This window comes from Niveispirillum sp. GW835-FHT14G11, from assembly GCF_058793615.1.
Genome location: NZ_JBXAFZ010000011.1, coordinates 164,223 through 178,917 on the forward strand (window position 1 = coordinate 164,223; position 14,695 = coordinate 178,917).

11 protein-coding genes are annotated in these 14,695 nt (G+C 66.3%); 2 read left to right on the plus strand and 9 right to left on the minus strand.

Annotated elements, in window-relative coordinates:
• The first annotated feature begins 104 nt into the window (after positions 1–104).
• Positions 105–1,436, plus strand: a complete 1,332-nt coding sequence (locus AC1Q7F_RS20570; RefSeq protein ID WP_492510344.1) for a phytase — start codon at positions 105–107, stop codon at positions 1,434–1,436.
• Between the two features lie 121 nt (positions 1,437–1,557).
• Here AC1Q7F_RS20570 and AC1Q7F_RS20575 read toward each other — a convergent pair whose 3' ends face one another.
• From AC1Q7F_RS20575 to AC1Q7F_RS20615, 9 genes are all read right to left on the minus strand, one after another.
• Positions 1,558–3,909, minus strand: coding sequence for a 2-hydroxyacyl-CoA dehydratase (locus AC1Q7F_RS20575; protein WP_492510346.1), 2,352 nt, complete (start codon positions 3,907–3,909; stop codon positions 1,558–1,560).
• The gene (locus AC1Q7F_RS20580) at positions 3,909–5,162 is read right to left on the minus strand and encodes a CaiB/BaiF CoA transferase family protein (RefSeq protein WP_492510348.1); all 1,254 of its coding nucleotides are present in this window, start codon (positions 5,160–5,162) and stop codon (positions 3,909–3,911) included. Before AC1Q7F_RS20580 ends, AC1Q7F_RS20575 begins: the two co-directional genes overlap by 1 nt.
• Positions 5,159–6,358 (minus strand): CaiB/BaiF CoA transferase family protein, encoded by a 1,200-nt coding sequence (locus AC1Q7F_RS20585; RefSeq protein ID WP_492510350.1) that lies wholly within the window; start codon positions 6,356–6,358, stop codon positions 5,159–5,161. The genes AC1Q7F_RS20580 and AC1Q7F_RS20585 overlap by 4 nt, the downstream gene beginning before the upstream one ends.
• Positions 6,355–7,347 (minus strand): CoA transferase, encoded by a 993-nt coding sequence (locus tag AC1Q7F_RS20590; protein WP_492510351.1) that lies wholly within the window; start codon positions 7,345–7,347, stop codon positions 6,355–6,357. The genes AC1Q7F_RS20585 and AC1Q7F_RS20590 overlap by 4 nt, the downstream gene beginning before the upstream one ends.
• Before the next feature lie 10 nt (positions 7,348–7,357).
• A complete protein-coding gene (locus AC1Q7F_RS20595) occupies positions 7,358–8,566 on the minus strand; it encodes a CaiB/BaiF CoA transferase family protein (RefSeq protein WP_492510353.1) in 1,209 nt (402 codons plus the stop codon).
• Positions 8,563–9,648, minus strand: coding sequence for a TRAP transporter substrate-binding protein (locus AC1Q7F_RS20600; RefSeq protein WP_492510355.1), 1,086 nt, complete (start codon positions 9,646–9,648; stop codon positions 8,563–8,565). Before AC1Q7F_RS20600 ends, AC1Q7F_RS20595 begins: the two co-directional genes overlap by 4 nt.
• Complete coding sequence (locus AC1Q7F_RS20605) at positions 9,645–10,949, minus strand: TRAP transporter large permease (protein WP_492510357.1); 1,305 nt, start codon at positions 10,947–10,949, stop codon at positions 9,645–9,647. The genes AC1Q7F_RS20600 and AC1Q7F_RS20605 overlap by 4 nt, the downstream gene beginning before the upstream one ends.
• The gene (locus tag AC1Q7F_RS20610; protein WP_492510358.1) at positions 10,939–11,436 is read right to left on the minus strand and encodes a TRAP transporter small permease; all 498 of its coding nucleotides are present in this window, start codon (positions 11,434–11,436) and stop codon (positions 10,939–10,941) included. The genes AC1Q7F_RS20605 and AC1Q7F_RS20610 overlap by 11 nt, the downstream gene beginning before the upstream one ends.
• A gap of 183 nt (positions 11,437–11,619) precedes the next feature.
• A complete protein-coding gene (locus AC1Q7F_RS20615; protein WP_492510359.1) occupies positions 11,620–14,010 on the minus strand; it encodes a TonB-dependent receptor in 2,391 nt (796 codons plus the stop codon).
• A gap of 207 nt (positions 14,011–14,217) precedes the next feature.
• Between AC1Q7F_RS20615 and AC1Q7F_RS20620 the strand changes: the two genes are divergently transcribed.
• Positions 14,218–14,691 (plus strand): MarR family winged helix-turn-helix transcriptional regulator, encoded by a 474-nt coding sequence (locus AC1Q7F_RS20620; RefSeq protein ID WP_492510361.1) that lies wholly within the window; start codon positions 14,218–14,220, stop codon positions 14,689–14,691.
• Positions 14,692–14,695 lie beyond the last annotated feature (4 nt).

Genomic DNA, 14,695 nt, shown 5'->3' on the forward strand with positions numbered 1-14,695 from the left:
TCCTTCAATGCGGCAGGGCTGGCATCGGTGATACATCCCCCCGGCAGGGGGCGTTGGCCGCCATCCCCTGAAGAAATCCTCAAGGAATGGGAGAACCTAAGACCATGCGTGCCCTGATCCCGTTTGCCGCCATTTTGCTGCTGCTGTCCGCCTGTGGCAGGGACCAGCCCGCCGCGCCGGTGGCCTATGCGTCGCTGCCCCTGGTCAAGCCGGTGGTTGAAACCGCCCCGGGCATGCCCGACAGCGCGCAGAAGGGCGATGCCGACGATCCGTCCTTCTGGCTGCACCCGGACGATCCGGCCAAAAGCCTGGTGATCACGGCGGTGAAGGGATCGGGCCTGCGGGTCTATGATTTGTCGGGCAAGCTGGTGCAGCGCATCGATGCCCAGCCGGACGGGCGCTACAACAATGTCGACGTGGCCTATGGGTTGAAGCGCCCCGATGGGTCGACGGTCGACATCGCCGTAGCCAGCGACCGCGGCCGCGATCGGCTGGTGGTCTGGGCCATCGACCCGGCCAATCCCGCCGGCCCTCTGACCGATATCAGCGATCCCGGCCAGGGGCCGGTCTTTCCCACCCGTTTGGCGCCCGACGGCAAGGGCGAGATCGACAACCCGGTGGCCGACCAGGTCGGTGCCTATGGCCTGACGCTCTGGCAGGACAAGGCGACGGGGGAGGTCCGCACCGTGGTCGCACAGCGCAAGGCCGCACGGCTGGCCGAACAGCGCCTCGTGGTGAAACCCGACGGTACCGTCGGGCATGAACGCATCCGCCATTGGGATTTCCCCTCCAACCACAAGGGCCAGAGCCTGGTGGCCGAGCACGAAACCGACCCCGAACAGGACTGGTCGCCGCAGTTCGAAGGGCTGGTGGTCGATGCCGAAGCCGGCATCCTGTTCGCAGGCCAGGAGGATGTAGGCCTGTGGCGGGTGAATCTCACCACCGGCCAAGCCGACGACAAGCCCTTCTATGAGACGCGCGGATCGGTGAAGAGCCCGTTCAACAACAAGGACAGCCAGATCGCCCGCGACGTGGAAGGCCTGGCGCTCTATCGCGGGGCGGACGGCGCCGGCTATCTGATCGCCTCCAGCCAGGGCGACGTCCATGGCGATGGCGGCCATTCCGACAATGGCGGCCTGGATGACAGCTTCGCCATCTTCGAACGCGGCGGGGAGAACCGGTATCTGGGCAGCTTCCGGCTGACCGTCAACGGCGCCATCGATGCCGGGCAGGAATGCGACGGGGCGGAACTGGTGTCGATCCCGCTGCCGGGTTATCCGCAGGGGCTGCTGATGGTGCAGGACGGGTACAATGACGACCAGAACGGTCTGTCGGGCGAGCCCAATGCCACCAACTTCAAGTTCGTCTCCTGGGCTGACGTCGTGGCCGCCCTGCCGCAGCTGAATGTGCAGGCCGGCGGCTGGGTGCCGCGGTAGGGTGCAGCGGCCATAGGCCCGACCATATCCATGGTCGGTCATTCCACGGGACGACACCATGATATCGGGTTGGACATCGCGGCGCGGGCGCAATCTGCCCCGCTTTGGACACCAGACATGATCATCCCAGCGTCTCGATAAACCCGGTGACGGCCGCCACCACGGCGGATTCGTCGGCGCCTTCCTGGTTGTAATTATCCAGGTCCAGGCGCAGGACGGGGATGCCCGCCGTCTCCAGCGCGCGTAGCACGAACGGGTCGGCATCGGTCAGGGCCACAGCCCCGTGTACCCCATGGATTTGGGCGTCGCGGACATGCCACGCCCCGGCCCAGGTCGGCATTCGCAACTCGTCTCCCATGGTCGCGAACCGGGCGGCGAGCGCCCGCATCGGGTCGCGGTCCCGGTCGTGCCGGCGGATATAGCCGTCGGCCGCCAGCGACAGGTACATGGAGCAGACGAAGACCGCACCGTGGCTTTCCTCCCAGCGCTGGTAGAAACCCATGTCGCTCCACAGCCCGCGCCCCACCCACATCAGGCGCACGCGCTCATGCGGGCATGCGGCCTCTCCCGCCGCCACGCGGGCCGCCACCTCGTCATACAGCGCCTTGGCTGCGTCGCGGGCCCAGACGGAACCGCGATGCCATTGCGGCACCATGGTGGCCGGCATCGTATCGACGATGCCGACGGGGGCGGGGCGGCTGGCGGCGATCAGGTCGCGGGTGCGGCGATACCATTCCTCCTGTTCGTTCACCAGGTCCATCACGTCAGCGAACCGCGCGGGATCGAACCGTCGGCCGGTCGCGACCTCCAGGGCCGCCACCTGCGCCCGCAATTCGCCCTCCAGCAGGTCCAGGCGCTCGGGCTCCAGATGCCGGTCCCAGTCGCCGGGCAGGTTGTCCCACCATTCGACGGGGATGGTCCACCGGCTGTCGAAGCTACGCTGGTACAAGAACAGTGCCGCACCCGTCTCCGCCGCCCAATGGCGAAAGATGCGGGCGGTCGCGTCGGTTCCCGTCACGGCGGCCAGGAAGTCGGGCCTGGGCAGCCCGCCCCAGGGCGCCTTCTCCGCATCCTCATCGAAGGTGGCGGCCAGTCCCTGTGCGCTGTAGGCCTCGACATCCGCCGGATAGCCCTGTTCGCGCAGCAGGCTGAAATAGCGGCCGGACTGCTGCTTGGCCGCAACGATGGAGGCCCACCATTGGTTGACGACAAAGGGGATGTCCAGGGCGCGTAGGATCTCCTGCGGCGCATTGGCGTTGACGACGGCCAGGGGGGCGCCGGCCGCCACCTGTTCACGCAGGCCCGCGAACCAGTCACGCTGGAACTGCCCAAAGCTGGCCACGGCGGCCAGCGACTTGCGGCTGCGCGTCGGCGGCTTCAGCGCCACGCGCCCACCGCCGGCACGAGCGGGGGAGGGGGGCTCAACGGGTGCCGGAAGGGGGGGCGGGGCTGCGGGATCGGCCAGGAAGGCTGAAAGGGTGGGGGGCATCGGGGCGCTTGCGTCCCAGGTGACGGCCAGGAACGGCCGGCCGGCATCACCCAGTGCCTTGACATCCCAGGGCGCGGCCTCGTCCCCCGGCCGGGTGACATGCAGCAGGGCTTCAGCCCCGGCTGCGCGTGCCATCGCCAGGATGGATACCGCCTTGTCCGGCGCACGGCGGACCAGGGGGGCGGGGTCGTCGCACCAGTTCCGGCCCCAATCCTGGGCTTCCCCCGCCACCAACGCCCCTGCCGCCTCCAGCGCATCATACAGCCGGAAATCCTCCTGCACGCTGCCGGCCACGAACAGCTTGCGTCCGGCTTCGATCAGGGGCGGGGGATCGGTCAGCAGCGCCGACAAGGCGGTTTCCACGCGGTCCGATGGCAACAACGCCGTCGCCGCCACCAGCCGCGCCGCCTCCGCTCCCGTCAGCCGCCCGGCCGGCCGCAGGTCCAGCACCCGTCGCAGCAGCGCACGCAACCGCGCTTCTTCGGCCGCCGCTGCCGCGATATCGCCAACCGGCGCCCCGATACCGGCCAGCCAGTCGCACAACTGCGCCATGCGCCGGTCATTGTACTGCGCCAACCCGTTCCCAGACCCGTAAAGCCGGTCCAGGAAATGCACCGGCCCCAGGCGCGGCGCGGCGTCGCGGGCCAGTTCGCGCAAGGCGGCAAAGACCTGTGGCTGTTCATTGTCGGCGCTGGTGATCAGGACTGGGTCGGGTCTTGCCCCATCACCCACCAACTGTTCCAGCAGCGACTTGCCCCGCACCGACAGGCCGGCACCGCCCATGATGGTATTCATCATCGGCGTTGGTGCGGTCGTGGGCACCAACCGGACCGGCAACAGACCCGCCGCCCGCACCAAAGCGCGCGGCGCATCCACGCCCAGCAGGCGGATGGGCCGGTGCCCTTGGCCCCGCAGTGTGTCCAGGGTCCCAGCGGGGTCGTCGGCAGCGGCCAGCAGGAGGGCGAGGGCCGGGTGGCGGGCCATCAGATCACCCCCCCTTGCCTCAGCGCCGCCAGCTTCTCGGCCGAATAACCGGTCAGCCGCGCATAGACGGCGCCATTATGCTCCCCGATGGCCACTGGCAAGACGGGATCGAAGCCGGTGCGCGCGCCGGAGAACAGGATGGGGATGCCGGCCGTGCGCAGGTCGATGTCGGAGCTGTAGCTGGGATGGGCGATGGGCATCGTCTCATTCCGCGCCACCACGCGCGGATCGACCAGCGCATCCTCCGGATGGCGCACGGGGGCCACGGGCACGCCATGCGCCTCCAGCGCCGCCACGACCTCGGTCACCGGTAATGCCCGTGACCAGGCGTTGATGCGCGCCTCCAGTTCGGTGGCATTGGCCACGCGGGCGTCGCGGGTGGCGAAGTGCGGATGCTGCAACAGTTCCACCTGTCCCATGGCGCGGAACAGACCGGCGGCCAGCTTGTCATGCACCGCCACCAGGGCGATATAGCCGTCGGCGCATTCGAACACGCCGAAGGGCGACAGGCGCTGCACCGTCAGGCCCGTGCGCGACGGCATGCCGGCGGCGGCCATGGCCGACCAGTTCTCGATGGCCACGAAGGACGTCAGCGCCCCCAGCATCGACACGTCGATATGCTGGCCCTCGCCGGTCCGATGCCGTTGTTCCAGGGCCGCCAGGATGCCGATGACGGCGAAGACCGGGGCCAGCATGTCGGCCATGGGCACGCCCATGCGCACCGGCGGTTCCCCCGGCGCGCCCGACGTGTACATGGCGCCCGACAGGGCCTGGATGATCACATCCATGGCCTTGCCGCCTTCCGACCCATTGGCGCCGAAACCGGACAGGGAACAATAGATCACGCGCGGATTTGCAGACTTAGCGGCCTCATAACCCACACCCAGCCGGTCGGCCGTGCCGCTGGTGAAGTTCTCCACCACGATGTCGCAGCCCTTCACCAGATCGGCGAAGACCGCCCTGGCACCCGGATGCTTCAGGTTCAGGCTGATGCCATGCTTGCCGCGGGCGCGGGTCAGGTGGGAGATGGAGATGTCATCGTCGTGCCGACGTTCCACCACCACCCCGTCGCGCCCGACATAGGGGCTGTTCTCCCGCGCCAGATCGCCGCCGACCGGGTCCTCCAGCTTGATCACCTCCGCCCCCAGCCCCGCCAGCAACAAGGTGGCGTAGGGGCCTGCCAGGGCGCGGGTCAGGTCCAGGACACGCAATCCTTCCAGGGGGCGCTGCTGGCTGTTCTCGGTCATGCTCATGCTCGTGATCCTTGACGGGCGGACAGGGCGCCCTTGTCGCGCAGGGACTGGATGTCGGTTTGAGAAAGGCCGATGCCGGCCAGAATGGCGTCACTGTCGCCGCCCGCCGGTGTCGCCGGTTGCGGCGGGGCAGGGGGCGTGTCAGACAAGTGGATAGGCAGGCCAATATGCGGGGCGGTGCCGCCGCCCGGCAGCGGCACCTCGAACACCATGCCGCGCGCCCGGTTATGTGGGTCGGCCAGGGCGCCCTGCAGGTCATGCACGGGCGCGAACTGCGTATCCGCCGCCGCCAGAATGTCCAGCCATTCGGCCAGGGTTTTCGTGCGGAAGATGGCGGCCAGCGTGTCGGCGATCTCTTCCCGCCGGTTGACATCCATCTGCGACCCGGCGAAGTCCGGGCGGCCCACCGCTGTGCAGAAGCGCTGCCAATAGCGGGGTTCCATATCGGTGGTGGTGATGAACCGCCCGTCCGCCGTTTCCCAGATGCCGCTGTCCGCCCGCCGCTTGCCGCGCGCCGGCACCTTGGACAGGTCGGGATTGCGGGAAATGGTGCTGGCGACCAGGGCGAGCGAGGCATCCGACATGGCGACATCGACATGCTGGCCCCGGCCCGTCACACCGCGCGCGATGATGGCCGACAGGATGCCGATGACGGCGTTCGACCCGCTCAACAGATCGGCCACCGGCACGCCGGGGAAGCTGGGTCGGGCGGCGTCCTCGCCGATACGCGACAGCGCGCCGGCAATGGCCAGGGCCACGGGGTCGTGCCCCGGTTTGTCCCGATACGGCCCCGTCTGCCCGCACAGGGTGACCGAGGCATAGACCAGCCTGGGGTTGAGTTCCAACATGGCGGCGGCACCAAAGCCCATACTGTCCATCACGCCGGGACGGTAATCCTCCACCAGGATGTCGGCCTTGGCGACCAGCGCCTCGATCACAGGGCGGGCCTCTTCATGGCCGGGATCAATGACCAGGCTACGCTTGTTGCGAGCATAGATATCGTGGGCACGCAGGTTCGCGCGGGCGTCACTGTCCAGCCTGTCCCACCCGAACACCTGCGCCTGTTTCGCCAATTCGCGCGGGTTTTCCACCCGGATGATATCGGCCCCCAGATTGCCCAGCATCCAGGTGCAGTAGGGGCCGGGCAGGAACTTGGAGAAATCGATGACCGTCAGGCCGGAAAGCGGGCCGTTCATCGCGCATCCTCCCGGCTGGTCCGGAACAGGGAGCCGGGCACGCGGAGGATGCGGTCCGACACGGGATCATCGAACGGAACAAAGGCGCCGCGTGCCGCATGATGCGGGCTGTTCAACACATCTTCCGGTTCATCGATGGCCGACAGGCCCATGCCATAGCGGTTGGATTGGTCGGCCAGGAACGCGCGGGTCTTGGTGGCGAAGAACGCCCCCACCAGCTTCTCCCATTCCTTCAGGGTTTCCTGCGGCAGATCCGCGACCAGGAGTTTCTCCCACTCGACCCCGGCCAGCGGCCCCGCCATATCATCGGCCTGCATCAGGGCGACCATGGCGCGCATCATGCCGGGATTGTCGACCAGCGCCCAGGTGACCCAGCCATCGGCCACTTTCCAGACCTGATTGACCCCCGACTTGCCGCGTACCAGCAGATTACCCTGCCGTCCGCCGATCTTGCCGGCCCAGTCCCACATCACCGGTTCCCGGTAATTGGCCAGCACGGCGGACTGATAGGCGGAAACGGTCACGCGCTGGCCCTTGTCCTGGCGGGCATGCAGGGCTGTCAGCACCCCGATCACCGCCTGGATGGCGCCCAGCGCATAGGCCTGTTGCCCCGGCAGACGCAGCGGTTCCCGGTCCGGATCGCCACCGATATGCAGCAGCCCCGACCGCGCCATCAGGGTCAGGTCGGTGGCTGGCCGGTCGCTACAGGCGAACGGGGTCAGAACCACATCGATCAGACCCGGGTAATCCGCTGGCTCCGCCCCGGTCAGCGGCCCGTTGCGCAGCAGGATGTCGGCGCCCGACAGCAGGGCCGGCAGGTCGGCATCGTCCAGGGCCACGCACCGTTTGTCCCGGTTCCATACCGGATCGGCCTTCTCGCCCCACGCCGGGACCAGCCGCGTCACGGATGCGCCCAGTTGCGCCAGCATATGGCCGGCCAGGGCACCCAACTCGCCCGTCGCGTCGATGATGGTTAGATGGTTCAGCATCTTCATCCCCTTACGCCAGCGCGCCGGATGCGGTCAGTTCATCGACCACCGCTGGGTCCATGCCCAGCAGGTCGACAAAGACAGCGCGGTTATCGCCGCCCAGCAGCGGCGGCGGTCCGACATGGATGCCGGCATTGGAAAAGCGCAAGGGCGGCCCCGGCATCTCGCAATCGCCCAGCTTTTCATGGTGGATGCGGTGGTAGTGGCCGGCCGCCTCCAACTCCATATCGGTGAAGACATCGCGGCCGTCATTGACGGCTTCGGCCGGGATGCCGGCCTGCGACAGGCTGTCGGCCAGCCTGTGCTTGTCATGGGTCTGGGTCCAGGCCGACAGAAGCGCTTTCAGGTCGCCCGCATGCGCCTTGCGGCCCTCTAGGCGAGCGAAACGGGTATCGTCGATCCCTGCCAATACCGCCAACGCCCGCCATTCCGCATCATTCCGCACCGCGATGGCGCACCATTGGTCGGGACCGCGACAGGGGAACAGGCCGTGCGGTTCCATGCGCGGATCATCATTGCCGCGGCGCGGCTCGATCCCGCGCTGCCCATCGGCCAGACAGTCCGACGTGACCAGCATCATCGGTTCCACCTGCGACACGTCCAGATGCTGGCCTTTACCGGTTTGGCGGCGATGCTCCAGCGCCGCCAGCACCGCCACCGTCGCCATCATCGGCGCCACCACATCGCCATAGGCAAAGGGCGCCATATGCGGCCCCCGGTCGGGCCAGCCGGACAGGGCAGCAAAGCCCGACAGGGCGGCAGCGGAATTACCATAGCCGCGCAGATCCGACAGCGGTCCGGTGCGCCCGGCCACGCTGACCGACAGCAGGATGATATCCGGCTTGATGGCTTTCAGAATGTCCCAGGACAGGCCGATCCGGTCCATGTAGCCCTTGCCGAAATTCTCCACCACCACATCGGCCCAGGCGATCAGCTTTTTCGCCACCTCAATGCCGCGCGGGTCGTTCAGGTTGATGGTGACCCCATGCTTGCCGGTATTGGTGATGGCGAAGAAGGCGGACGCGTCATGGTGGCGCCTTCCATCCTTGAAGGGCGGGGACAGGCGGCCAAGGTCCAGGCGTCTGGCGCTTTCCACCTTGATGACGGTGGCACCGTAATCGGCCAGATCCTTGGTGGCGCGCGGGCCGGCGCCGACCCAACTGAAATCAGCGATGCGCAGCCCGGCCAAGGGGCCTTCCAGGGGGCCTTCGCGGGTCATGGCGATTGCTCCGTTTGGCTGTTGAAACAGGCAGGGGTCTCCCCCCGGCTCCGTGCGGCGATCAGTTCCTGGGCATGGGCCAGGATCGGGGCGCCATCGATTTCGAAATGCGACAGCTCATCGGCAATGCGCCTTGCATTGGCGGCATAAAGGGCCCGGAACCGTTCCTGGTCCTCCGGCGGCAGGGCCTCGATGATGCGCATGTTCTGGGCCTTGCCCTTCTCCATGCCGCGTTCCTCGGCACTCAGGATCTGGCGGGACAATGCCGCTTCCCAGATGGGTTGAGCCTTTTTCAGCACCTGACGCAGTTCGGGCGTCAGCCGCTGCCAGGCCTTGTCCGACATGGCGCGGGCCGGATAGGCGCCACGGTCGAAATGCAGAGCGGTGAAATAGGAGGCAACCTCCCCGAAATGCAGGGAATGGACCGTGTCCACCGGGGCCACGACCCCGTCGATCACCCCCTTGGCCAGGGCGGAATAGACCTCCCCCATGGGCATGTTGACAGGATCGGCGCCCAGGTCGCGCAGCACGCCCAGCGCCTCCGTCTGGGCCCGCAGGCGCAGACCGCGCAGATCTTCCAGCCTTTCAATCGGCTTGTGCCGGGTCAGCACGCCGGGGAAATTGCCGCCCTGGACGGCTAGGACATGCAGCCCCTCCAACTCCCGGCCGAAGGCGGGGAAGGCGGCTTCCAGGCATTTATAGATGGCGACCTGATCCGACAGGTCCTTGATCCCGCCATAGAACCCTGCCTGTCCGCGCAGCGCGTGCGCGCCGCCCCTTGTATAGATCGGGGTGATCAGGCCGATATCGGCCACGCCATGGCGGATTTCCACCATGCTCTGGTCCGACGTGATCAGCGATCCCGACCAGAAGGGCTTGATCACCAGCCTGCCGCCGGATTTCTCGGTCACAGCCTGCATCCACTCGATGTCGGCCTTGCTGAATGGATGGCCGGGCGGGTAGGGGCTGGCATAGGACAGGGTGACGGTGCCCGGCGGGGGTTCGTCCTTGCTGCCACAGGCGGACAGGGCGATCAGGGCGCAGGTCGCCAGCAGATGTTTCAGACGCTTGCCCATCATCATGCCCCCAGCACCTTGGGCAGCCACAGCGTCACCGCCGGAAAGGCGATGATGACCGCCAGATGCACGAAATCGATGGCCAGGAAGGGCACGATGCCCCGGAAGATGGTACCCAGCGGGATATCCTTGGCGATGCCATGGATGACGTAGCAGTTCAGTCCCAGGGGCGGATGCACGAACCCGATCTCCATGGTCCGCACCAGGAAGATGCCGAACCAGATGGGCGAGAGGCCCAGATCGATGATGATCGGCAGGAAGATGGGTGCCGTCAGCAGCATCAGCGCCAACCCGTCCAGGAACGACCCCAGCACCAGCAGCAGCAAGGTCATCACCAGCACCGCGGCCAGCGGCCCCGCTTCCAGATCGGCGACCAGGGCCGACATATGCCCCGTGATGCCCGTCAGGCTGACGAACGTGGAAAACAGGATGGCGCCGATGATGACGACATAGATCATGCCGGTCGTGCGTAGCGTGTCCGACAGGGCCTTGGTGATCGCCGCCCGCGTCAGGGCACCCCGGATGGCACACAGCAGGAAGGACCCCACTGCCCCGACTGATGCGGCTTCTGTCGGCGTGAACCAGCCCACCATCAGGCCGCCGACCACGAACACGACCAGCGCCACGATATCGATGATCCGCCGCAGGGCCGGCAGCCGGTCGCGCCAAGGCACCCGCGCCGTTTTCGGCCCCAGATCGGGCCAGATGCGGCACAGGATAGTGATGCCGACCATATAGAACAGGGCCTGGCTCAAACCCGGAATGACGGCGGCGGCGAACAGACGGCCGATGGATTGTTCGGCGATGATGCCGAACACGATCAGCGCCCCCGACGGCGGGATCAGCGCGCCCAGGGTTCCCCCGGCGGCCAGCGCCCCCGTGGCGAAGGCGGGGGAGTAATTGTGCTTGCGCATCTCCGGCAGGGCCACCGACCCGATGGTGGCGGCGGTGGCCAGGCTGGACCCGCTGATGGCCCCGAACCCGGCGCAACCGGCGATGGAGGCGAGCGCCAGACCGCCGGGCCGGTGCCCGATGAACCGGGCCGCCGCGTCGAAGAAATCCCGGCTGGCCCCGGCGGCAAAGCACAGGTGCGCCATCAGCAGGAACAGCGGCAATACGCCCAGTTCGTACTTGGCGATGGTTTCGAACGCCACCACCCCGGCCTTGATCATGGCCGCTTCCGGCGTGACCAGGATGGCAATGCCGCCTGCGCCCACGGCGGCCAAGGCCACACCGATGGGCAGACCCAGGGTCAGCAGGGCCAGCAGGGCGATGATGCCGATGGCACCCCAGAGTTCAGGACTCATGATGTCCCCCCTTGCCCAGGGCGCGCGCCAGGAACAACAATGCGATCAGCACGCAGGAAGCGATCCAGACCACGCGCAGCCAGCGCAGAGGCAGGCCCAGGATTTCCGTCACCTCGAACCCGTTCCACAGGTCGGCGGCGACCCAGGCGGAGCCGGCGGCCAGGAACAGGAAGAACAGGCAGCAGGCGATATCCGACGCGCGGTCATAACGCTGGTGCCAAGTGGGGCCCAGCCGTTCGATCAGGATATGTACCCGGGCATGGGCGCCTGACAGGGTAGCCCCGACCATGGCGGCAGAGGCCGCCAGGACGACGCTGGCCTGCACCACCTCGATGGCGCCCAGCAGGGTGAAGCCGACATGCCGGCCCAGCACTGCGATGGCATCCGCCGACATGGCCATCAACAGGCCAGCCGCCCCCAGCACAAAGGAAAGCCGGGTCAGCAGCCCGCCACCGGCCGAGGGTGGTTTGTCAAAGCGTTGAACCAAGATTCACTTGCCCCCTTATCGCTTTTCTCGTCATCCCGGCGAAAGCCGGGACCCAGGGGCCACATGCCCAACCTCTCGGCAGCGTCCAGCGAAGCCGCTCTGACCGCAAGTGCCCACGGCCCCTGGGTCCCGGCTTTCGCCGGGATGACGCAGGAGAGGGGCGTCGGAGGGGAATGACCACCCTCAGAACGTTACCCTTATGCCGCCATAGGTCATGCGCGGCGGCTTGTAGGTGACCATCTGGTTGCCGTTGGCGGGGGAGGCGACGCCGTTGGCGATGACGGCCTTGTTGTTGATGTTGCTCATCGCCACGAACAGTTCCCAGCCGCCGGCGGCCGGCACGAAGGTAATGCGCCCGTCAAACACATCATAGGCGTCCTGGGCCACGGCTTCGGTATTGTCGATATCGATGAAATAGCTGCTGGAATGGCGCCAGTCGCCACGCAGACGCACCGCCGCACCGTCCGTCGATACCGGCACCTCATAGGTCAGGCCCAGATTGCCGGTGAATTTCGGCACGAAGGGCAGTTCGTTCTGCAGGCCCAGCAGCACCGTGCCCGGCGTCGCCTGCTGCGGCAGCAGCTTGGTGAACTTGAAATCGGTATAGCCCAGTCCCGCCTGCAAGGTCAGTCCCTCGGCCAGCAGGGCCGTCGCTTCGGCTTCCAGACCCTTGATCTCCCCATCGCCACCATTGGTTTCCAGACGGATGAAGGCGCCCGTGGCGTCGGTGGTGTTGCGGGTGATCTGGATGTCATCATACTCGCTGAAATAGGCGGCCAGGTTCAGGCGCAAGCGGCGATCAAAGAAGTCACCCTTGAAGCCTGCCTCATAGGCCGTCAGCTTTTCCGGATCGAAGGTATTGAACAGGTCGGCGCGGGTCGGACGACCGTTGACGCCACCGGCCTTGAACCCCTTGGACCAGGAGACATAGGCCATCATGTTGCTGTCGAACTTGTATTCCGCCCCGAGTTTGGGCGTGAACACGTCCCAGGTGTCACCGGCAGTGACATTGTTGAAGCTGACCAGATTGTTCTGGAGCGGCCGGACCTCGTAATAGCGGAAGTCCTTCTTCTCCTTGCTGATACGCGCACCGGCGGTCAGGCTGAACGCGTCCGTGACTTTGTATCCGGCATGGGCGAAGGCGGCATAGGATGATCCGTCCAGCCAGCGATTGCCCAGCCGCGTCTGATCATAGCGCAAATTGTTGTTATTGGTCGCTCCACCCAGGCAGCTTGCCGGACCGGTCCCGTTGGCGGGGCAGGTCGCGGCCGCGACACCGGGCGGGGAGATAGAGCGGTTGGGGGCCGCCCGCAGCGCCTCCACCAGACCCACCAGCTGGCGGGAGGACTGGGTATCCTGGGCCTTTTCCTCAAAGTACCAGAGGCCGACCAGCCAGTTCAGCCGGTCATCGAATGCCTGGCCACTGAACTGGAATTCCTGGCTGAACTGGTGCTGCTGCACAGAGATGCCGGCAGAGGCCACGATGTCGGCGGGGGTACCGTCGGCATCGGCCTTGCTGCGCACATCCAGGTCGCGATAGGCGGTGATGGATTTCACCCCGATCGCACCGGGGTCCCAATCGACCACACCGGACACGCCCCAGACATCGGAATTGGCGTAGCTGGAGGAGGTGGAATAGGTGGTCCAGGGCTTGGGCGCTACCCAGCGATTGTCATAGGTCAGGCCCTGCGGGGCCAGCACGACGCGGTTATACAGCTCGATATTGGGGGCAGCAGACGCCGTATTGAAGATGCCAACGGCCTGGTAATCCGTCGCCGCCTGCCGTTCCCGCGTCACGTCGCCGGACAGGGTGACCTGCAGCGTATCGGTTGGTGTCCAGGCCAGGGTGGCGCGGCCGCTGCGCACATTCACATCATTGCCATCGCGCTTCGTGCCGTCGGCAGACGGCAGCAGACGCTTGTAATAACCGTCCTGATCGCGCGACAGGGCGCTGACCCGCAGGGCCAGCTTGTCCTCCACCAGGGGCACATTGACAGAAGCACCAACATCCAGCCGCGCGTAATTGCCGATGCGCAGTTCGGCCACGCCGCCGAATTCATCCGCGGGCGCTTTGGTGCTGATATTGAGCGCACCGCCCGACGTATTCTTGCCGAACAGCGTGCCCTGTGGCCCGCGCAGCACTTCCACCCGCTCGATATCCAGCAATTCCAGCACGGCACCGGGTGCCCGCGCCAGATAGACGCCGTCGATATAGATGCCGACGGCGGGGTCCTTGGTGATGATGAAATCCGGCTGCCCGACGCCACGGATGAACAGCTGGGCAAAATTGCTGCCGCCGGAGCCGTTGCCCGACGTGGTCATCTGGAAATTCGGGGTAGCATCGGCCACACCCTTCAGATCGACCACGCCCTTTTCACGCAGATCCTCAGCCGTCAGCGCCGTGATGGCGATGGGCGTGTCCTGCAGGTTCGTGGACCGGCGTTCCGCCGTCACGATGATCTCTTCCAGCACGATGGGGGCGGTCTGCTGGGCCTGGGCCATGGCAGGGATAGCGTAAAGACCGACGGCCAGCGCAACAGGCGCGGCGCCACGAGGCGTCCACTTCTGGAACATAATCATCCTCCCTGGATGTTCGGGCGGGGTTCTTTGCCCCCATGAAGGCTCTCTCGCCTTTCGTTATCGTTCATAACATAGACAGTTGATGTTCACAACTATCTAATTCCTGGAATGCCATCCCCGAGAACGGAATTTGCGGACAGGGCGCTCCGCTTCCGCTATCAAGGTTTTACGACAATCCCTACTCCTTTCCCGATGATGACCATGGCGAATGACAAGAATGATGTGATGGACCCGCCTGAAGTGGATCTAGGGCGGCTGGGTGACTTTATCGGCTTTCGCCTGCGTCGTATCCAGAACCATTTGTCGCGCAATTTCTCCGCCCGCAATGCCGACTGGAATCTGCGTTCAGGCCTGTTCAGCTCGCTGGCTATCATCGCCGCAAACCCGGGGATTTCCCAGAACCTCCTGTCGCGGGAGGTGGGGCTGGACAAGTCCGCCACGGTGCAGATCGTCGATGACCTGGAAGGCCGCGGCTGGGCCGAGCGCCGCCGTTCGCTGAACGACCGGCGCTTCTATGAACTGGTGGTGACCGATGCGGGGCAGACGGCCCTGTCGCAGCTTTTCGCCAATCTGGAACAGACGGAAAAGGACGTTATGACCCATCTGTCGCAAGCGGAGCGGACCCTGCTGCTGGGGCTGCTGGACCGGATCTATCAGAGTTGCTTCAAGGGCTGATCCG